Annotated in this window: 14 protein-coding genes; 8 read left to right on the top strand and 6 right to left on the bottom strand. The window is 72.9% G+C overall.

Translation table 11 applies throughout. The features are described from left to right. Positions 1-47 precede the first annotated feature (47 nt). Both ACFVU3_RS15880 and ACFVU3_RS15885 read left to right on the top strand, forming a co-directional pair. Entirely contained in the window at positions 48-1,808 is a 1,761-nt protein-coding gene (locus tag ACFVU3_RS15880) for a phosphatidylglycerol lysyltransferase domain-containing protein (protein WP_390066473.1), read from the top strand. Continuing rightward, positions 1,805-2,515 (top strand): hypothetical protein, encoded by a 711-nt coding sequence (locus tag ACFVU3_RS15885; protein WP_390066474.1) that lies wholly within the window; start codon positions 1,805-1,807, stop codon positions 2,513-2,515. Before ACFVU3_RS15880 ends, ACFVU3_RS15885 begins: the two co-directional genes overlap by 4 nt. Here ACFVU3_RS15885 and ACFVU3_RS15890 read toward each other — a convergent pair. Further along, positions 2,455-3,219, bottom strand: a complete 765-nt coding sequence (locus ACFVU3_RS15890; protein WP_390066475.1) for a hypothetical protein — start codon at positions 3,217-3,219, stop codon at positions 2,455-2,457. The two genes, ACFVU3_RS15885 and ACFVU3_RS15890, sit on opposite strands and share 61 nt — an antisense overlap. 77 nt (positions 3,220-3,296) lie before the next feature. Here ACFVU3_RS15890 and ACFVU3_RS15895 point away from each other — a divergent pair, with 77 nt between their 5' ends. Then, positions 3,297-4,061 carry an adenosylcobinamide-GDP ribazoletransferase gene (locus ACFVU3_RS15895; RefSeq protein WP_390066476.1) on the top strand — a complete coding sequence of 255 codons (765 nt, stop codon included), beginning with the start codon at positions 3,297-3,299 and terminating at the stop codon, positions 4,059-4,061. Positions 4,062-4,071: 10 nt separating this feature from the next. Here the strand turns inward: ACFVU3_RS15895 and ACFVU3_RS15900 are convergent, their stop codons facing one another. The 5 genes from ACFVU3_RS15900 to ACFVU3_RS15920 are packed head-to-tail and all read right to left on the bottom strand — an operon-like array spanning position 4,072 to position 10,620. Beyond that, positions 4,072-4,893, bottom strand: coding sequence for an endo alpha-1,4 polygalactosaminidase (locus ACFVU3_RS15900; protein WP_390066477.1), 822 nt, complete (start codon positions 4,891-4,893; stop codon positions 4,072-4,074). After that, complete coding sequence (locus tag ACFVU3_RS15905) at positions 4,890-5,510, bottom strand: spherulation-specific family 4 protein (RefSeq protein ID WP_390066478.1); 621 nt, start codon at positions 5,508-5,510, stop codon at positions 4,890-4,892. The genes ACFVU3_RS15900 and ACFVU3_RS15905 overlap by 4 nt, the downstream gene beginning before the upstream one ends. Positions 5,511-5,534: 24 nt before the next feature. After that, positions 5,535-6,968: a hypothetical protein gene (locus ACFVU3_RS15910; RefSeq protein WP_390066479.1), complete on the bottom strand. Its 1,434-nt coding sequence runs from the start codon at positions 6,966-6,968 to the stop codon at positions 5,535-5,537. Continuing rightward, complete coding sequence (gene pelF / locus ACFVU3_RS15915) at positions 6,965-8,503, bottom strand: GT4 family glycosyltransferase PelF (protein ID WP_390066480.1); 1,539 nt, start codon at positions 8,501-8,503, stop codon at positions 6,965-6,967. The genes ACFVU3_RS15910 and pelF overlap by 4 nt, the downstream gene beginning before the upstream one ends. Positions 8,504-8,529: 26 nt before the next feature. Continuing rightward, entirely contained in the window at positions 8,530-10,620 is a 2,091-nt protein-coding gene (locus tag ACFVU3_RS15920) for a hypothetical protein (RefSeq protein WP_390066481.1), read from the bottom strand. A 294-nt stretch (positions 10,621-10,914) separates the two neighbouring features. Between ACFVU3_RS15920 and ACFVU3_RS15925 the strand changes: the two genes are divergently transcribed. From ACFVU3_RS15925 to aceE, 5 genes are all read left to right on the top strand, one after another. Then, complete coding sequence (locus tag ACFVU3_RS15925) at positions 10,915-12,423, top strand: leucyl aminopeptidase (RefSeq protein WP_390066483.1); 1,509 nt, start codon at positions 10,915-10,917, stop codon at positions 12,421-12,423. 297 nt (positions 12,424-12,720) lie between these two features. Continuing rightward, positions 12,721-14,109, top strand: coding sequence for a dihydrolipoyl dehydrogenase (gene lpdA, locus ACFVU3_RS15930; protein WP_390066485.1), 1,389 nt, complete (start codon positions 12,721-12,723; stop codon positions 14,107-14,109). A gap of 63 nt (positions 14,110-14,172) precedes the next feature. Continuing rightward, positions 14,173-15,927, top strand: coding sequence for a 2-oxoglutarate dehydrogenase, E2 component, dihydrolipoamide succinyltransferase (gene sucB / locus ACFVU3_RS15935; protein WP_390066486.1), 1,755 nt, complete (start codon positions 14,173-14,175; stop codon positions 15,925-15,927). A 132-nt stretch (positions 15,928-16,059) separates the two neighbouring features. After that, the gene (locus tag ACFVU3_RS15940; RefSeq protein ID WP_390066488.1) at positions 16,060-16,683 is read left to right on the top strand and encodes a GntR family transcriptional regulator; all 624 of its coding nucleotides are present in this window, start codon (positions 16,060-16,062) and stop codon (positions 16,681-16,683) included. 261 nt (positions 16,684-16,944) lie between these two features. Further along, a complete protein-coding gene (gene aceE / locus ACFVU3_RS15945) occupies positions 16,945-19,656 on the top strand; it encodes a pyruvate dehydrogenase (acetyl-transferring), homodimeric type (RefSeq protein WP_390066490.1) in 2,712 nt (903 codons plus the stop codon). Positions 19,657-19,790: the final 134 nt, after the last annotated feature.

Here is a 19,790-nt window from a genome sequence, read left to right on the forward strand (position 1 = left end):
CTCCGGCGTCGCCGCACGGAAAGCGATGCCCCATATGATCGCTTTTCATGGGAGAGGTCCGTTTGTCCGCCGAAGGAACGCCCCGGGGCACCGACCGCTCGCGGCGGAGCGCCGCGTTCGCCGTCTGGTACCTCCGCGTCGTCACGTTCATCAACTTCCTGAGTGCCGTGTGGGTCTCCTTCGGGCAGGACCTGCGCCGGCACAACGAGGACGACTACTTCACGCCGTACATGCTCACGGCGGGCTTCGCCTCCGGCGTCTTCACCCTCTTCCTGGCGATCACCATGCGCCGCCGCAAGCGGGCCGCCTGGATCCTCAACACCGCGCTGAGCGGCCTCTTCCTGCTGCTCTTCGCGCTGGTGATGTTCTTCCCGGAGATCCGGCAGCACGCCCAGAACTGGATCTCGCTGGTCCTCACCGCCGCCTTCTTCGTCTCCCTGCTGCTGGGCCGCAAGGAGTTCTACGCCAAGGGCGACCGCTCCAACCCGCTGCTCGCGGCGGTGGTGGCGGTCGGCGGTCTGCTCGTCACCTCGCTGCTCGCCGCCCTCCTGGTCACCGCCACCAACACGGCCACCGGGCCCTCCACCTTCCTGGAGCGCTGGCGGTACGGCGTGATGCGGCTGATCACGCTGGCCGCCGACGACTCGCGCTTCCCCACCATCACCACCCCGGGCTGGGTCGACGTGGTCATCAACGTGATGTCCACGCTGCTGCTCTTCGCGGTGCTCTTCGCCGCCTTCCGATCCCGCCGCGCGGTGGACCCGCTCACCGAGGCGGACGAGGAGCGGCTGCGGGCGCTCCTCGACAAGCACGGGGACCGGGACTCGCTCGGCTACTTCGCGCTGCGCCGCGAGAAGAGCGTGGTCTGGTCCCCCAGCGAGAAGGCCGCCGTCGCCTACCGGGTGGTGGGCGGGGTCTCGCTCGCCTCCGGCGATCCGATCGGCGACCCCGAGGCGTGGCCGGGGGCGATCGAGCCGTGGCTGGCCGAGGCGCGCGAGCACGGCTGGATCCCGGCGGTGATGGGCGCGAGCGAGGAGGCCGGGGTGATCTACGCCCGGCACGGCCTGGACGCCCTGGAGCTGGGCGACGAGGCCATCGTGGAGACCGACGAGTTCACCCTGGACGGCCGGGCGATGCGAACCGTCCGGCAGGCGTTCAACCGGGTCGAGCGGGCCGGGTACGAGGTGCGGATCCGGCGTCACGAGGCCATCCCGGCCGAGGAGATGGCCGAGCTGCTGCGGAAGGCGGACGACTGGCGGGACGGGGCCACCGAGCGCGGCTTCTCGATGGCGCTCGGACGGCTCGGGGACCCGCGCGACGGGCGCTGCGTGATGCTGGAGTGCACCGACGGGACCGGTGAGCTGCGGGCGCTGCTCTCCTTCGTGCCGTGGGGGCCGAAGGGGCTGTCGCTGGACCTGATGCGGCGGGACCGCGACTCCGAGAACGGGCTGATGGAGTTCATGGTGATCGAGCTCCTCCAGCGCGCGAAGGAGATCGGGATCACGCAGGTGTCGCTGAACTTCGCCATGTTCCGGTCCGTCTTCGAACGCGGCTCGAAGCTCGGCGCCGGCCCGGTGCTGAGGATGTGGCGCTCGCTGCTCAGCTTCTTCTCCCGCTGGTGGCAGATCGAGTCGCTGTACCGCGCCAACGCCAAGTACCGACCGATCTGGGAGCCCCGCTTCATGCTCTTCGAGAAGAGCGCCGACCTGCCGCGCATCGGCCTCGCCGCCGGGCGCGCCGAGGGCTTCCTGGAGGCCCCCGGCCTGCCGAAGTGGCTGCACCGCAAGCACCTGGAGAGCGGGCGTTGAGCGGCGCGGTCCGCGGCTTCGCCCTCCGTGAGTGGGGCCCGCTGTCCGGCACCGTGCGCCGGGAGCTGGCGGCCCGGCGGTGGGGGGCGGTGCCGCTGACGCTGACGGCCGTCTGCCTCACGGCGCTGTTCCAGTTCGCGCAGAACCAGGAGTGGGGGTACGCGCCGGTGCAGGCGGTCGGCGCGGTGCGGGCCGATGACCCGCTCTGGCTCGCCCTGCTCCGTACCCCGCTCTCGCTCTTCGTCCCCGCGCTCGACCTGCCCGTCTGGGGCGCGCTCGCCCAGGTCCTGCTGGTCTTCGGGATCGCCGAGATCTGCCTGGGCCGGTGGCGGACGCTCGGGATCGCCTATCTGGCGACCCTGTGCGGCACGCTGTACGCGCGCCTGGGCATCGCCCTCGGCCCCGGCACCCCGCTCGGCCTTCCGGCCTCCGACGCGCAGGTGGTGGACACCGGCCCGTCGGCCGCGGTGGTGGGCCTCGCCGTCTACGTCTGCTGGCGCCGGCGGGCGTACTGGACGGGCGGAGCGGTCGTGGTGGCGATGGTGATCGAGGTGATCGTCAAGCCGAACCTCGCGGGCAAGGAGCATCTGGCGGCCATCGCGGGCGTCCTGGTGCTGATCGCCGTCCTGGTGGGGCGGGGGCGCGGTCAGGACGGGGTGGAACCCCGGCCGGGGACGCGTTCCTGGAAGCCGCCGATCAGGTCCTGACCCTTCCGCCGCACCCGGGTCCAGCGCTTGTCGTGCCGGTAGGCGCGGACCGTGCCCCGGGCCCGGGCGCGGTGGCGGCGCCGGTAGAAGTGCCGCCACCACCAGGAGCCGGGGCGGGCCAGCCGGACGGCGCCGACGATCGCCAGGAAGGGCACGAAGACGCCGAGCAGCGCCATCCGCGGCTTGCCCTTGACCAGGGTGACCAGGATGAGGACGAAGTTCAGGGCCAGGGTGAGGAGGAAGCTCACCCGGTCCTGCCGTTCCTCCGCGGTGACGTCGTCGACGCCGAGCGGGGAGAAGCCGCTGAGGGGCAGGAGCATGAGGGCGGCGGTGAGCACGACGACCTCGACGCTCTGCCGGCCCTCCTCCGACCAGTACACGTCGTCCAGATGGAGGATGAGCGCGAACTCGTCCAGGACGAGGCCGGCGCCGATGCCGAAGACCACCGCGAAGGCGCACGCGCCGAAGCCGTGCCGGCCGCTCGCCACCGCGCCGAAGCCGCCGAGCACGGTGAGGACCACGCCGGGCACGACGTGATGGATGTGCAGCCCGCCGGAGGAGACGTTCCGGAACGGCCCCCTGCCGGCCCGGATGAGCCGGGTGACGGTGCGGGTGACCAGGAAGGTGAGGACGAAGGAGGTCAGGGCGAGGAGCATCGGAAGCTTGCCCGGCTCCAGGATGTTGCGGGAGAACCAGTGACCCATGCCACCCCGTTCCGCTATGCCCGATACATGCCGACATGGGCAATCTACCGTCCGCGACCGGCGACTACCCTGCCCGGATGGACGGCCTGCGTTTCGCCTTCGGGACCCTCACCGTGATCCCCGCCCGCATCACCCGCTGGGACCGGGACGCGGCGCGCGCCGGCATGCTCTGCGCCCCCGTCGCCGGGCTCATCGTCGGCCTCGCCGCCGCCGCGGCCGGCGGGGTGCTCCTGCCGCTCGGCTCCGGTCCGCTGATCGCCGCCGTCGCCACCGTCGCCGTCCCCGCGCTGCTCACCCGCGGCCTCCACCTCGACGGCCTCGCCGACACCGCCGACGGGCTCGGCAGCGCCAAGCCCGCCGACGAGGCGCTGCGCATCATGAAGCAGTCCGACATCGGCCCGTTCGGCGTCATCACCCTCGTCCTCGCCCTGCTCGCCCAGGTCGCGGCCGTGTACGAGCTGTACGGGGAGGGCTGGGCGCACGGCGCGATCGCCGTCGTGCTGGCGGCCACCGTCGCCCGGCTCGCCCTCACCCACGCCTCCCGGCACGGCGTCCCGGCGGCCCGGCCGGAGGGGCTCGGCGCGATCGTCGCGTCCACGGTGCCGGTCCGGTCCGCGACCCTCTGCACCGCCGCCGTCCTCCTCCTCGCCGCCGGCACGGGCCTGCTGCTCTCCCCGTACGACGCCGTCCACGCCGTTCTCGCCGCGGGCGCCGGCCTCGCCGTCGCCGCCCTCCTCCTCCGCCGCTGCGTCCGCCGCTTCGGCGGCGTGACCGGCGACGTCTTCGGCGCGGTGGAGGAGACGGCCGCGACGGCGACCCTCCTGGCGCTGACCCTGGGCTGAGCCGACGGCTCTAACAGGTGCGGCGCCAGACGCCCAGTTCGTACTTCTTCTGCAGGGAGCTGAGGCCCAGTTCGCGGGAGTCGGGGCAGAACTCGCGGGGGGTCAGTTCGTACTCGGCGTGGAAGACCGGCTTGCCCGCGGCGATGAAGGGGGCGAGGCGGTGGCACTCGTCGTACTCGGCGCACTGCTCGTTGACCGCGAAGTCGAAGTCGGGGAGGAGCTGGGGGATCTGGTCGAGGTCGTTCTTGAGGCCGACGGCGAGGCCGCGGTCGTGGGCGAGGCGGGCGATCAGCCGGTTGTAGCGGAGCTGGTCGGCGGCGGTGAGGGGGAAGCCGGTGCGGTTGCGGTAGCCGTCCATGTTGTCGGGCTCCACCGCGTCGAAGCCCTTGTCCCGGCACATGTCGATCCGCTCGGCCATCAGGGGTTCGAGGACGTCGGTGCGGCGGATGTCGAGCCAGCGCTCGCCCTCCCAGCCGTTGCCCTCGCCGAGGACGGACCTCGGGAAGCGGCCGGCGTCGGGGCGGAAGTCCTCCCAGGCGCCGGTGGAGAGGTAGCAGATCACCTTCCGGCCCCGCCGGTGCAGGTCCGCGACGGTCCCGGCGGAGTGGTCGAAGCCGTCGATGTCGTAGACGGGGACGTCGACGGTCGGGTCCAGCCTCCCGCTCAGCTGCCACTGCCAGGCCAGGCCGGCGGCCGGGCGCCAGCGGGCGGCGTCCGGCTTGGGGTCGGGGTCCGGGTCCGGGCCCGCGGTGCAGGCGGTGACCAGGAGCAGCAGGCCCGCGAGAAGGGGAAGAAGGCGTCTCGTCGGGCGGGTTCCGGGAGGTCGTCTCATCGGGCGGGCTCCGGGAGGTCGTGCGGCAGGGTGCCCCAGGGGTGGGCGCCCGTCCCGGGGACCGCGCAGTGCACCTCGGTCGCGGGCCGGAATCCGGGCGGGGCCGCGTAGACCAGGTGGCAGTGGTGCGGGGCGGCCGGCGGGTCGAGGGTGCGGTAGGTGTCCCAGGGGCCCTCGAAGGTGACCAGCAGGTCGGCCAGGTCGGCGTATCCCTCGTCGGGCCGGGCGCCGTGGTTGAGGACCAGGGTCGCGGCCCCGGCGGCGCGGGCGGCGACGGCGAGCCGCCGGTAGTGCGGCAGGGCGTCGGGCGCGGTCGCGACCTGGTCGAGGAAGGCCCCGTCGGCCGCGTACCAGTCGCGGTGGCGGAGCAGGTCGGCGACGACCTCGGCGTGCGGGCGGCGGCCGTAGGCGGTGTCCGCGTAGCCGAGGACCCGGACGCCGGCCGCCCGCAGCCGGCCGGCGGCCTCGGCGAAGGCCGGGTCGGGGGCCTCCCCGGCCCCGTTCGCCGGGTTGAGGACGACGCTGTGGAGGGCCGGCGCGGCGGCGACCAGGGCCGCCCAGCCCTCGGGGCGGTCGGTGGGGTGCTCGTAGAACGGCACCAGGAGGGAACGTTTCACGTGCGGGTCTCTCCGGTCACTGGGTCAGACGCGGTGGGTGGTCGGCCGTACCAGCAGAACATGGCTGAGGACGGCCAGCACGGCCGCCGCTCCCCCGGCGGCGAGCGGGCCCGCCGCCGGTTCGAGGGTCTGCGCGGCGGCGGCCAGCAGACAGACGGTCGCCGCGCCGAGGACGGTACCGAACGCCTGGAGGAGCAGCCCCAGCCAGAGCACCGTGCCGATGAGGAGGAGGGCGAGCAGCCGGTCCGGGGCGGGCCAGGGGGCGCCGGGCCCGAGCAGGTTCGCGGCGAGGGTGAGGCCGAGCAGCACGGTCAGGTAGCCGCCGAGGCAGAGCAGCAGGGTGCCGCTGACCGCGCGGCGGAAGGCGCGGGCGGTGGTGAGGGTCCGCAGCCGGTCGAGGCTGCCGCCCCGGAAGCGGTGGAGCAGCCATTCCGCGGGCCCCATGGAGAGGGTGAGCGCGACGACCGCGCCGGCGCCGGTGGCCGAGGGGTCGCCGAGGCCCGCGTGGAGCACGAGGACGCCGCTGCCGAGACCGAAGAGGCCGTACGGGACGGAGGCCGCGAGCGGGGGTCCGCCCCGTCCGGCGGCGCCGCGCGCGGTGCCGGGGCGCAGCGCGTGGGCGGCGACCAGGCAGGCGGCGGTGAGGGAGAGGGCCGGCAGGCCGGCGCGCAGCGGGTCGGGCAGGTCCCAGCGGAGGGCGGGGAGGGCGCCGAGGAGCGGCAGCAGGGTGGCGAGCAGGGCCCGTTCGCGGCCGAGGACGAGGAGCGCGGTGGCGGCGGCGAGGTAGAGGGACTGGCCGGCGGCGAAGACGGCGGCGGGCAGTTCGCCGTCGCGGGCGGCCGCGAGGGCCACGGCGGTCCCGGCGAGCGCGCCGGCGGGGGCGCCGGTCAGCAGGGCGCGGGCGGCGGCCGCCCGGTCGCCGAGGCCGAGCCAGGTGTGGGCGCGGTGGGAGAGGGCCTGGTTCCACACCCAGCCGGTGACGGCGCCGGCGAGCAGCGGCACGGTGCCGGCGGGGAGCCCGTACCGCCCGTGGGCTCCGGCGAGCAGGGGTCCGGCCAGGACGTAGGCGAGTCCGGGCAGGGCGAAGACGAGCCCGCGGAGCAGGCAGCCGCCGAGCCCCTCGGACCGGCCGGGGCCGCTCCGGTGCTTCCGGGGCGGCTCGGGGTGGCGCCGTACCACGCGGGCGTACAGGTCCTCGGCGAGCGTGAAGGAATCGTTCCGCCCGTAGGCGAGCCGGATGTGGTCGTCGGTCATGCCGTCGGATTCGAGGAGCGCGGCGATCTCGTCCGGGTGGACGGCGGCGGCGACGAACTCGTCGAGCCGGAAGGCGAGTTCGTCGAGGGGGTCGGCCGCGGTACCGGCTCCGGCACCGGCCCCCGCGCCGGCCTCGCGGGGGCGGGGCGGGGCCGGGAGCGCGGGGGTCGCGGTCGGCGGTTTCAGCCAGAGGGAGCCGCTCATGCCGGGGTGCCTTCGGGGACTCGGGGCGCGGAACGGCGCGGGGACGGGATGCTGACGCGGAGGGGCACGGCGGGGCGGGCCGGCGCGGCGGTGCGGGGGGCGGCGAGTTCGCGGTAGATGCGGCGGAAGCCGTCGACCGAGCGGTGCAGGGTGAACTCGTCGATCACCCGCTGCCGGGCCCGCCGGCCGAGTTCGGCGCGGCGGGCGCCGTCGCGGAGGAGGGCGGAGACGGCGGCGGCCATGACGGCCGGTTCGCGGGGCGGGACGACGATCCCGGTGTCGCCGACGGCCTCCCGTACCCCTCCGACGTCGGTGGAGACGGTGGCTCGGCCGCAGGACATGGCCTCGATGAGGGAGAAGGGGAAGCCCTCGCTGATGGAGGAGAGCATCACCACGCTGCCGGCGGCGTAGGCGGAGGGCACGTCGGAGACGCGGCCCTCGAAGGAGACGCCGTCGGCGACGCCGAGTTCGGCGGCGAGCTTCTCCAGGCCGGTGCGGTAGTCCTCGTTCCCCGCGGGGACCGGGCCGAAGAGCCGGAGCCTCAGCTCGGGGAGTTCGGCGCGGGAGATCGCGTACGCCCGGATCAGGGTCTCCAGGTCCTTGATCGGGTCCACCCGGCCGCACCAGCTGAGCGTGGGGGTCCCGGGTTCGGGGCCGGCCTCGGGGAAGAGGGCCGGGTCGACGCCGTTGTAGACGGTGCGGATGCGGTCGGCGGGGGCGCCGCCGCGCTCCTCCCAGCGCCGGTTGTACTGGTTGCAGGGGGTGATGAGGTCGGCCTGGCGGTAGCCGAGGGAGTTGAGCTCGCGGTAGAAGCCCAGCATGAGCGCCTTGACGGGCCAGCGCTGGGTCTCGGTGCGGTAGCCGAGGTAGCGCTCGCGGAGGTAGATGCCGTGTTCGGTGAGCAGGAAGGGCACCCCTTCGAAGTGCTGCGCGGCGAGCGCGGGCAGGGTGGCGAGGCCGCTGGAGACGGCGTGCGCCACGCTGCCGTCGGCTATCCGGGCGGCGAGCGGCCGAAGGGCGTGTTCCAGCAGGTCGGTGGCGGTGAGGGCGTCGTGGACGGTGGGCCCGGCGGCACGCGTCGGCAGGTGCGGCATGGTCCAGATCCACATGAGGGAGCGGAGGGCCGCCTCCGAGCGCAGGGCCGGGGTGAGCCGGCCCTCGCGGGCGAGGGCGGCCAGGTCGTAGAGGCCGGCGGCGAGGTCGTGGCCGGCCTCCGGGTCGAGGAGGGCGAGCAGGAAGTGCTCGTAGGAGGCGAGGAAGCGGCGGCGGTCCCGGCCCCGCGGGGGCCGGCGCGCGCGGCCGGGCGCGTCCGGTCCCCGCGGGTGGCCCCAGAGGGGGAACGCGGTGTGCCGGGCGACGTTGGGCGGCAGCTCCCAGGTGACGGGTTCGCGGCCGCTGCCGGTGAGGGCGAGGATCTCGAAGGTGACCTCGGGCATGCCCCGGACGAGCTGGTCGCACCAGGTGCTGACGCCGCCGTGGACGTGCGGGTAGGTGCCTTCGGTGAGCATGGTGACGTGACGGCCACGGCTCGGCATGTGCGTGTCCCCCCAGAACGTGCTGGTCAGGCGGTCGGGAGCTGGAGCGTGACGGCGGTCTGGAGCAGTTCCGGCGCGGTCCAGGCGGAGCGGCTGCCGGCGTAGGCGGCGCCGAAGGCGGTGGTGCCGAGGAGGAGTTGCTTGCGGGTGCCCTCGGGTGCGGTGACGGGGACCTGGACGCCGGCGGGCGCCTTGACGGTGACGGTGGTGCCGACGCGGTAGGCGGTGACCTTGCCGGCGGCGAGGGCCGCGTCCCAGGCGTCGCGGCGGGTCAGCTCGGTGCCGACGTCCTTCTGACGGGGGTTCACGAGCGGGGTGTTGGCGGCGAAGAGCGCCTTGTGGTCGGCGAGGATCCGGTCGAGCACCGGGTAGAGGAGCCGCTCCTCGGCCAGGTTGGACTGGTGGACGTAGTGCGGGCGGGGGTCGTTGGCGACGACGTGGCCGAGGGCGATGCGGGCCTCCTGCGGGACGATGTACGTCGCGTATCCGGTCGCCGGGTCGAGCGGGGCGGGCAGGCAGGTGGAGGCGGGGTTGTCCTCGCAGGCGCCGCTGCCGCCGTCGGCGCGGGACGTGTAGATCCAGTTGTACTCGTCGGCCATCTCGGCGGCGGTGCCGACGTTGTAGTACACGTTCATCGGGTGCCGGGGCACGGTCTTCGCGGCGCCGACCGCCCGCTGGCGGGGCTCGCGGGAGTTGTCGCTCGCGATCCACTTCACGCCGTTGTCGGCGAGGGCGCCGGCCAGGTTCGGATTGTCGGCGGGCTGCTGGGGCAGGGTCTTCAGGCCGGAGTGCTCGCCGGTGACGAGTTCGGAGCGGTCGACGGAGATGCCCTTGCCCGCGGCCCAGTTGAGGTTGTCGCGGATCTGGGCGGAGAGCTCGGCGCGGCTGACCCAGAGGGTGGAGCCGGAGGCGTTGGTGGCGCACCGCCAGGGGACGGTGGTGTTGTCCTGGACGCAGCCCAGGAAGGGGTGGGTGTAGGTGTGGTTGATCCAGCGGTACTGGGCGCGGTCGGCGATCAGACGGGCGGCGAGCGGGTCGCTGCCGCCGTGCTCGGTCTTCCACTGCTCGCCCTGGCCGCCGTTGTAGACCATGTCGAGGGTGAAGCCGGACGCCTTCTGCCAGGCGGCGGCGTAGGTGGCGTCGGCGGCCGTCATCCGGATGGGGTTCTCGGCCTCGCCGTCGCCGCCGACGCAGTCGAGGTCGCCCGGGGTGCAGTTGCGGACGGTGTCCCAGCGGGCGTCGGGGGCGAAGACGTCGTCGACGTGGACGGAGAGGTAGTTCCGGGACTGGCCGAGGTGGACGCCCTGGGTGAGCCATTCGACGATGCCGCGGGCGAGGGCCCGGAACTGCCGCTGGTGCTGGTTGTAGGCGAAGGTCACGACGAGCTCGCGGCGCCCGTCGGCGGCGTACTCGCCGACCAGGCTGGCCCGGCCGCCGGCGCCGTCGACGGGGATGTCGACGTAGCTGGTGAAGCCGGCCCGGGGGCGGCCCGCGTAGCCGTAGCTCTCGGAGATCACCGGGTCGTTGTCCTCGAAGGCCAGGCTGCCGGCGAGGTAGCCGAAGGGGCCGGATCGCCCGGCCGGGGTGACGCCGGCGGTGACGCCGTCGAGGACGCCGGACCAGCCGCCGTCGGTGGTGTAGTCGAGGCCGACGCCGGGGTGGGACCAGGTGTACGCGTCGACCTGCGGGATGCCGAAGGCGCGCTCGTAGTTCTGGAGGGCGGTGTGCTCGGCGGAGTCGGGGCCGAAGGCGGTCTCGTGGGGAAGGACGACGCCCTGGAACTTGGCGCGGGGCCGGCCGTCGACGGTGTCGCTGAGGAAGGCGGGGGTGAGGACGGGCCGGCCGGGGTCGTTCAGGTCGAGGGTGCGGTACGGGACGCCGGAGCCCTTCAGCTCCGCGGTGATGGCCTCGACCGCGCTGCCGCCGTCGTCGACGACCAGGACGGTGAGGTCGATCCGGGGGGCGGGGGCGGCCGCGGCCTGCGCGGACGGCACCACGGTGGCGAGGAGCGCGGCGGCGGCGAGCGCCCCCGCGGTGCGGCCGGCGCGCCGCGGCACCCCCTTGTTTCCGGACTTCCTCGGCGCGGCCGCGGGCATGCGGGATCTGTTCGCGTGCATGGTGTGGTGTCCCCCCTCGGCAGGCCCCCGGACGTGGGAGGACCTGTGGAGATGAAGCGAAGGCGCGAGTGCCGCCCTTGCGTGAATGAGGCGAGTGTGGCGCCAGTGCGGGAGCCGGAAGGACAAACATGAAAGAGACACCTCGGATGAGTGAATCGAAGCCGCGGTGAGCGAACGGGATGAGCGAGCGTAGGCTCGTTCTCGGCGCTCATCGGGCCGAAATACGATGCGGCGGGCTCGGTCGGCCCATCCCTCGACCGCCACAGAACTCAATGGAAGCGAGAATTCACCACCGTGACTGCTCTCACTCTCAGCACTGCCGGAGCGGCGACGCTGCGTGCCGACGCCCTCGTCGTCGGTGTCGCGAAGGCCGGGAAGACGCTCGTCGTCGCCCCGGGCGCGGAGGCTGTCGACAAGGCGTTCGACGGGCGGCTCGCCGCCGTCCTGGAGACCCTGGGTGCCTCGGGTGGAGAGGGTGAGGCCACCAAGCTGCCCGCGCCCGCCGGCCTGAAGGCCCCCGTCGTGCTCGCCGTCGGTCTCGGCTCCGCCCCCGAGGACGGCGAGGCGTACGACTCCGAGACCCTGCGCCGCGCCGCCGGCACCGCCGCCCGTGTCCTCTTCGGCTCGAAGAAGGCCGCGTTCGCGCTGCCGATCGCCTCGGCCGAGGACGCCGGCGCGATCGCCGAGGGCGCGCTGCTCGGCGCCTACTCCTTCGACGCCTGGAAGGAGGACGCCAAGGACGCGAAGAAGCCGCTGGCCGAGGTGGCCCTGCTCGGCGCCAAGCCGCGCGACAAGGCCCACAAGGCCGCCGCGGACCGCGCCCTGGCCGTGGCCGAGGAGATCAACCGCGCCCGCGACCTCGTCAACACCCCGCCGAACGGTCTCACCCCGGCCGGCTTCGCCGCGATCGCCCAGGCCGCCGGCAAGGACCACGGCCTCAAGGTCCAGGTCCTCGACGAGAAGGCCCTCGCCAAGGGCGGCTACGGCGGCATCCTCGGCGTCGGCGCCGGCTCGGAGAACCCGCCGCGCCTGGTGAAGGTGGCCTACACCCACCCGAAGGCGGAGAAGTCCCTGGCCCTGGTCGGCAAGGGCATCACCTACGACTCGGGCGGCATCTCCCTCAAGCCGGCCGGCCACAACGAGACGATGAAGTGCGACATGGCCGGCGCCGCCGCCGTCCTCGCCGCCGTCGTCTCCGCGGCCCGCCTCGGCCTGGAGGTCAACGTCACGGCGTGGCTGGCCCTCGCGGAGAACATGCCGTCCGGCTCGGCCACCCGCCCGGGCGACGTGCTGCGCATGTACAGCGGCAAGACCGTCGAGGTCCTCAACACCGACGCCGAGGGCCGGCTCGTCCTCGCCGACGCGCTGACCAGGGCGTCGGAGGAGCACCCGGACGCGATCGTCGACGTGGCGACCCTGACCGGCGCCATGATGCTGGCGCTGGGCAACCGCACCTTCGGCATCATGGCCAACGACGACGACTTCCGTACCTCGCTGCACGAGGTCGCGGAGGAGGTCGGCGAGCAGTCCTGGCCGATGCCGCTCCCGGCCGACCTGCGCAAGGGCATGGACTCCCCCACCGCCGACATCGCCAACATGGGCGAGCGGATGGGCGGCGGCCTGGTCGCCGGTCTCTTCCTCCAGGAGTTCGTGGGCGAGGGCATCACCTGGGCCCACCTGGACATCGCGGGCCCGGCCTTCCACGAGGGCGCCCCGTACGGCTACACCCCCAAGGGCGGCACCGGCTCCTCGGTCCGCACCCTGGTGCGCCTCGCCGAGCTGACGGCGGCCGGCGAGCTCTGAGCCCGCCCGCCCCGAGAGGAAGGCCCCGGACGCTTCGGCTCCGGGGCCTTCCCCGTCCCCGGGGCTGTTCGCTGCCGACGAAATCCGTGGATTCGTACGCCCTGGTGGGCGCCCGGACGGACGATCGCCCGGTCTCATCCACCGGCCCCGCGTCCCGCCATCCGTCAACAAGTGCGAAGATGGGTTCTCGGCAGGACAGGGCCCCCACCACAGGGCCGACATAATGCGGCCGGACACCGGAGCCGCCGCCTGGTCATCGACGACCGGCGACGAGCGCACATGCATGGAGGACGTGACGTGGCGAACGACGCCAGCACCGTTTTCGACCTAGTGATCCTCGGCGGCGGTAGCGGCGGTTACGCCGCGGCGCTGCGCGGAGCGCAGCTGGGCCTGGACGTCGCACTGATCGAGAAGAACAAGCTCGGCGGCACCTGCCTGCACAACGGCTGCATCCCGACGAAGGCCCTGCTCCACGCCGGCGAGGTCGCCGACCAGGCGCGCGAGGCGGAGCAGTTCGGTGTCAAGACCTCCTTCGAGGGCATCGACATCAAGGGCGTGCACAAGTACAAGGACGACGTGATCTCGGGCCTCTACAAGGGTCTGCAGGGTCTCGTCGCCTCCCGCAAGGTCACCTACATCGAGGGCACCGGCCACCTGTCCTCCCCGACCTCCGTCGACGTCGACGGACGCCGGGTCGAGGGCCGCCACGTCCTCCTCGCCACCGGTTCCGTGCCGAAGTCCCTCCCCGGCCTGGAGATCGACGGCAACCGCATCATCACCTCGGACCACGCCCTCACCCTGGACCGTGTGCCGGAGTCCGCCATCATCCTCGGCGGCGGTGTGATCGGCGTCGAGTTCGCCTCCGCGTGGAAGTCCTTCGGCACCGACGTCACGGTGATCGAGGGCATGAAGCACCTCGTCCCGGTCGAGGACGAGAACAGCTCGAAGCTCCTTGAGCGCGCCTTCCGCAAGCGGGGCATCAAGTTCAACCTCGGCACCTTCTTCCAGAGCGCCGAGTACACCGAGAACGGTGTGAAGGTCACCCTGGCCGACGGCAAGACCTTCGAGGCCGAGGTGCTGCTCGTCGCCATCGGCCGCGGCCCGGTCTCGGCCGGCCTCGGCTACGAGGAGCAGGGCGTCGCGATCGACCGCGGCTACGTCCAGGTCGACGAGTACATGCGCACCAACGTGCCCACGATCTCCGCCGTCGGCGACCTGGTCCCGACGCTCCAGCTCGCGCACGTCGGCTTCGCCGAGGGCATCCTCGTGGCGGAGCGGCTGGCCGGTCTGAAGACCGTCCCGATCGACTACGACGGCGTGCCCCGGGTGACGTACTGCCACCCCGAGGTCGCCTCCGTCGGCATCACCGAGGCCAAGGCCAAGGAGATCTACGGCGCGGACAAGGTCGTCGCCCTCAAGTACAACCTCGCGGGCAACGGCAAGAGCAAGATCCTGAAGACCGCGGGCGAGATCAAGCTCGTCCAGGTCAAGGACGGTGCCGTGGTCGGCGTCCACATGGTCGGTGACCGCATGGGCGAGCAGGTCGGCGAAGCGCAGCTGATCTACAACTGGGAGGCGCTGCCGGCCGAGGTCGCGCAGCTCATCCACGCCCACCCGACGCAGAACGAGGCGCTCGGCGAGGCCCACCTGGCCCTGGCCGGCAAGCCTCTGCACTCCCACGACTGACGCTCACGTCACTCACAGGGCGCGACGACCAACTTCCGCAATTCGTTAGGAGCAACTGAAACCATGTCGGTTTCCGTAACCCTGCCGGCGCTCGGCGAGAGCGTCACCGAGGGCACCGTCACCCGCTGGCTCAAGGCCGAGGGCGAGCGCGTCGAGGCGGACGAGCCGCTGCTCGAGGTCTCGACCGACAAGGTCGACACCGAGATCCCCGCTCCCGCCTCCGGCATCCTCGCCTCCATCAAGGTGGCCGAGGACGAGACCGTCGAGGTCGGCGCCGAGCTCGCCATCATCGACGACGGCACGGGCGCCCCGGCCGCCGCCCCGGCCCCCGCGGCCGAGGCCGCTCCGGCCGCCGCTCCGGCGCCGGTCGCCGAGGCCCCCGCCGCCCCGGCTCCCGCCGCCGAGGCTCCGGCCGCTCCGGCCGCCCCGGCCGGTGGCGCCACCGGCACGGACGTCGTGCTGCCCGCGCTGGGCGAGTCCGTCACCGAGGGCACCGTCACCCGCTGGCTGAAGTCGGTCGGCGAGACCGTCGAGGCCGACGAGCCGCTGCTCGAGGTCTCCACGGACAAGGTCGACACCGAGATCCCGGCGCCCGCCTCCGGCGTGCTCCTGGAGATCGTCGTCGCCGAGGACGAGACCGCCGAGGTCGGCGCCAAGCTGGCCGTCATCGGTGCCGCGGGTGCCGCTCCGGCCGCCGCCCCGGCCCCGGCTCCGGCCGCCCCCGCCGCCGCTCCGGCCCCGGCCGCCCCGGCCGCCCCGGCTCCGGCCCCCGCGCCGGTGGCCCCGGCCGCGCCCGTCGCCGCCCCGGCTCCGGTGGCTCCGGCCGCCCCGTCGATCGCCCCGGCGGTCGTCACCCCGGTCCCGGCCGCCCCGGCCGCCGCTCCGGCTCCCGCCGAGGACGGCGCCTACGTGACCCCGCTGGTCCGCAAGCTCGCCACCGAGAACGGTGTCGACCTGGCGGCCGTCAAGGGCTCCGGCGTCGGCGGCCGCATCCGCAAGCAGGACGTCCTCGCGGCCGCCGAGGCCAAGAAGGCCGCCCCGGCCCCCGCCGCCCCGGCCGCCGCCGCGCCGAAGACCCCCGCCCTGGAGGTCTCCCCGCTGCGTGGCCAGACCGTCAAGATGACCCGCATGCGCAAGGTCATCGGCGACAACATGATGAAGGCGCTGCACACGCAGGCCCAGCTGACCTCGGTCGTCGAGGTCGACATCACCAAGCTGATGAAGCTGCGCGGCCGTGCGAAGGACACCTTCGCCGCCCGTGAGGGCGTCAAGCTCTCCCCGATGCCGTTCTTCGTGAAGGCGGCGGCCCAGGCGCTGAAGGCCCACCCGGTCATCAACGCCCGGATCAACGAGGACGAGGGCACGATCACCTACTTCGACACCGAGAACATCGGTATCGCGGTGGACTCCGAGAAGGGTCTGATGACCCCGGTCATCAAGGGTGCGGGCGACCTCAACATCGCCGGCATCTCGAAGAAGACCGCGGAGCTGGCGGCCGCCGTGCGCGCCTCCAAGATCACCCCGGACGACCTGGCCGGCGCGACCTTCACCATCTCCAACACCGGTTCGCGCGGTGCCCTGTTCGACACCGTCATCGTCCCGCCGAACCAGGTCGCCATCCTGGGCATCGGTGCCACGGTGAAGCGTCCGGCCGTCATCGAGACGGCCGAGGGCACGGTCATCGGCATCCGCGACATGACCTACCTGTCGCTCTCGTACGACCACCGTCTGGTGGACGGCGCCGACGCCGCCCGCTACCTGACGGCCGTCAAGGCGATCCTGGAGGCCGGCGAGTTCGAGGTGGACCTCGGTCTGTAAGGACTCGTCAGGCTCTGCGCCTCGGAGGCAACGTAACGAGCCTCACCAGCGGTGTCCCCGTCCGGGTGTGTGTCCGGGCGGGGGCACCGCCGTATTGTCTAAGGGTCACGAAACTCCCGGAGGAGCCGTTCCATGACCGTCCCCGTCGTCCACTCGCTGCGCGAGCAGATCCGCGAGCACATCGTGGAGGGGATCGTCAGCGGCCGCTGGAAGCCGGGCGAGCGGATCGTCGAGCGCCGGATCGCGACCGAGCTGGAGGTCTCCCAGACCCCGGTCCGCGAGGCGCTGCGCGAGCTGGAGTCGCTGCGGCTGATCGAGTCGGCGCCGAACAAGGGCGTCCGGGTCCGCAACCTCACCGCCGCCGACCTGGAGGAGAGCTATCCGGTCCGGGCCGGCCTGGAGCAGATCGCGGCCGAGCTGGCCGCGCCCCGGCTCTCCGCCGACTGCTCGGCCCTGGAGCCGCACGTGGCGGCGCTGTACGAGGCGGACGCGACCTCCGACGGCACGGCGCAGGTCCGGCACACGGTGGGCTTCCACCGCGAGCTGGTGAAGGCGGCCGGCAACAGCGTGCTGCTGCACACCTGGGAGGGTCTGGGCATCGAGGTCTTCACCGCCCTGTCGATCCGCTGGCTCGGCACGGTGCAGAAGTCGTACGCGGAGGAGCACCAGGAGCTCGTGGAGGCGTTCCGCCGGGGCGATCCGAACATCGGGGCGCTGGTGAAGGCCCACGTGCTGGGCTGCGCCCCTCGCGCCTGAACCGTTTTCGCAGGTCAGAGCCCCGCTTCGGCGGGGCTCGCCGCGTTTCCGGGCCGTTCGAAAAGTCGGCACCGGGTGCCCTTTTTCGCGGCACCCTGTGCCGACTTTCTCGATCTGAAGAGGTTTCCCCCTTCAACCCTTTGATCGATCATCGATCGGCGGTTTACAGTCTTCGACGGGCCGCTACCCGGCCCTTCGCCCTGTCCTGCCAGACACGGCCCGTTTTTGTCTCCACCCCCATCTGTCCGGAAGGCGGCGATCATGACCGATCCCGTAGGCAAGATTCCGAGCGAGCTCGACCAGCTCCCGGACCGTGACACCGAGGAGACCGCCGAGTGGGCGGCCTCCCTGGACGCCGTCACCAAGGCCGCCGGCCCCCACCGGGCCGCCTACCTGATGCGCCGCACGCTCCAGCACGCCGAGGGCGCGGGCCTGGCCCTGCCCAAGCTCCTGGAGACGGACTACCTCAACACCATCCCCACCTCCTCCGAGCCGGTCGTCGACGGCGACGAGGAGATGGAGCGGAAGATCACCGCCTGGAACCGCTGGAACGCGGCCGCGATGGTCACCCGCGGCTCCAAGCACGGCGTCGGCGGCCACATCGCCACCTTCGCCTCCGCGGCCTGGCTCTACGAGACCGGCTTCAACCACTTCTTCAAGGGCAAGGACTCCGAGGACGCCCCCGGCTCCGGCGACCAGCTCTACATCCAGGGCCACGCCTCCCCCGGCATCTACGCCCGCGCCTTCCTCGACGGCCGCCTGGACGAGTCGCACCTCGACAACTTCCGGCAGGAGTCGGGCGGCAACGGCCTGCCCTCCTACCCGCATCCGCGCCGTCTCCCCTGGCTGTGGGAGTTCCCCACCGTCTCCATGGGTCTCGGCCCGCTCTCCGCGATCTACCAGGCACGCTTCAACCGCTACCTGACCAACCGCGCCATCAAGGACGTCTCCGCCTCGCACGTGTGGGCGTTCCTCGGTGACGGCGAGATGGACGAGCCCGAGTCGACCGCCGCCCTCGCCCTCGCGGCGCGCGAGGGTCTGGACAATCTGACCTTCGTCATCAACTGCAACCTGCAGCGCCTCGACGGCCCGGTCCGCGCCAACTTCAAGATCGTGCAGGAGCTGGAGGCCCAGTTCCGCGGCGCCGGCTGGAACGTCGTCAAGACCCTCTGGGGCAACGCCTGGGACGAGCTCTTCGCGCTCGACACCACCGGCGCCCTGGTCCGCCGCCTCCGCGAGGTGCCGGACGCGCAGGTCCAGACGTACCAGACCCGCGACGCCGCCTACATCCGCCAGGACTTCTTCGGCAAGGACCCGGCGCTCGCCGCGATGGCGCAGCTGCTCTCCGACGACAAGATCCTGGAGTGCTTCCACCTCTCGCGCGGTGGCCACGAGCCGCGCAAGGTGTACGCCGCGTACAAGGCCGCCCTGGAGTTCAAGGGCGCCCCGACCGTGATCCTGGCGCAGACCGTCAAGGGCTTCACCCTCGGTGAGGGCTTCGCGTCGAAGAACGCGAACCACCAGATGAAGAAGCTCACGACCGACGAGTTCAAGAACATGCGCGACCTTCTTGAGCTGCCCATCGCGGACGCGCGGTTCGTCGACGGCGTGGTGCCCTACGGCCACCCGGGCGCCGACTCCCCCGAGGTCCGCTACCTCCAGGAGCGCCGCGCCGCCCTCGGCGGTCCGGCCCCGGCCCGCCGCGTCCACCCGGTCGCCCCGCTCCCGGCCCCGTCCGAGAAGGCGTTCGCCTCCTTCGACAAGGGCTCCGGCTCGCAGTCCATCGCCACCACGATGGCCTTCGTCCGCCTCGTGAAGGACCTGGTCCGCGACAAGGAGACCGGCAAGCGCTGGGTCCCGATCGTCCCGGACGAGGCCCGCACCTTCGGCATGGAGTCCCTCTTCCCCTCGCTCGGCATCTACTCGCCGAAGGGGCAGACGTACGAGCCGGTCGACCGCGACCAGCTGATGTACTACAAGGAGGCCGTCAACGGCCAGATCCTGAACGAGGGCATCACCGAGGCCGGCTCGATGGCCGACTTCATCGCCGCGTCGACCGCGTACTCCACGCACGGCGAGACGATGATCCCGTTCTACATCTTCTACTCGATGTTCGGCTGGCAGCGGACCGCCGACCAGATGTGGCAGCTCGGCGACCAGCTCGGCCGCGGCTTCCTCGTCGGCGCCACCGCCGGCCGCACCACCCTGACCGGTGAGGGCCTCCAGCACGCCGACGGCCACTCCCCCGTCATCGCGGCCACCAACCCGGCGGCGCTGACCTACGACCCGGCGTTCGCCTACGAGGTCGCGGCCATCGTCAAGGAGGGTCTGCGCCGGATGTACGGCGAGGCCGCGCCGGGCGAGGACCAGGACGTCTTCTACTACCTGACGGTCTACAACGAGCCGATGCCGCAGCCGGCCAAGCCGGGCCACGCGGGCGTCGACGAGGGCATCGTCAAGGGCCTCTACCGCTTCAACACCGCCGAGTCGGCCGGGCTGACCGTGCCCGCCAACGCGCCGCGGATCCAGCTGCTCGGCTCGGGCACCGCGATCCACTGGGCCCTTGAGGCGCAGAAGCTGCTCGCCGAGGAGTGGGGCGTGGGCGCCGACGTGTGGTCCGCCACCTCCTGGACCGAGCTGCGCCGCGACGCGCTGGAGGCGGACGCCGCCCTCCTGCGCGGCGAGGAGCGCGTCCCGTACGTGCGCCAGGCCCTCGCGGGCGTCGAGTCGCCGGTCCTGGCGGTCTCCGACTACATGCGCCAGGTCCCGGACCAGATCGCGCAGTGGGTCGAGCAGGACTACTCGTCGCTCGGCGCCGACGGCTTCGGCCTCTCGGACACCCGCGCCGCGGCCCGCCGGCACTTCGGTGTCGACCCGCAGTCGATCGTGGCCGCAGCCCTGGCCCAGCTCGCCCGCCGCGGCGAGGTCCCGGCCACCTCGGTGAAGGAGGCGCGCGAGCGCTACGGCCTCTGACGGCCCGGAGGCGGACCGAGCCTCCGAAGTGGAGCGGCGGGGCGCCAGTTGGTCGGCAGGGGCGGCCCCCCACACCACAACAATGTGCCGCGCCCCCCGAACCCGTGGCGTAATAAAAACAGACGCAGCCCCCC

Origin of the sequence: Streptomyces sp. NPDC058052 (assembly GCF_042885515.1) — a bacterium.
Lineage (GTDB): Bacteria > Actinomycetota > Actinomycetes > Streptomycetales > Streptomycetaceae > Streptomyces.

Coding starts and splice junctions, on each gene's coding strand:
- ACFVU3_RS15880 (WP_390066473.1), top strand. CDS start 48: ATGGGAGAGGTCCGTTTGTCCGCCGAAGGAACGCCCCGGGGCACCGAC.
- ACFVU3_RS15890 (WP_390066475.1), bottom strand. CDS start 3,219: ATGGGTCACTGGTTCTCCCGCAACATCCTGGAGCCGGGCAAGCTTCCG.
- ACFVU3_RS15895 (WP_390066476.1), top strand. CDS start 3,297: ATGGACGGCCTGCGTTTCGCCTTCGGGACCCTCACCGTGATCCCCGCC.
- ACFVU3_RS15900 (WP_390066477.1), bottom strand. CDS start 4,893: ATGAGACGACCTCCCGGAACCCGCCCGACGAGACGCCTTCTTCCCCTT.
- ACFVU3_RS15910 (WP_390066479.1), bottom strand. CDS start 6,968: ATGAGCGGCTCCCTCTGGCTGAAACCGCCGACCGCGACCCCCGCGCTC.
- pelF (WP_390066480.1), bottom strand. CDS start 8,503: ATGCCGAGCCGTGGCCGTCACGTCACCATGCTCACCGAAGGCACCTAC.
- ACFVU3_RS15920 (WP_390066481.1), bottom strand. CDS start 10,620: ATGCACGCGAACAGATCCCGCATGCCCGCGGCCGCGCCGAGGAAGTCC.
- sucB (WP_390066486.1), top strand. CDS start 14,173: ATGTCGGTTTCCGTAACCCTGCCGGCGCTCGGCGAGAGCGTCACCGAG.
- ACFVU3_RS15940 (WP_390066488.1), top strand. CDS start 16,060: ATGACCGTCCCCGTCGTCCACTCGCTGCGCGAGCAGATCCGCGAGCAC.
- aceE (WP_390066490.1), top strand. CDS start 16,945: ATGACCGATCCCGTAGGCAAGATTCCGAGCGAGCTCGACCAGCTCCCG.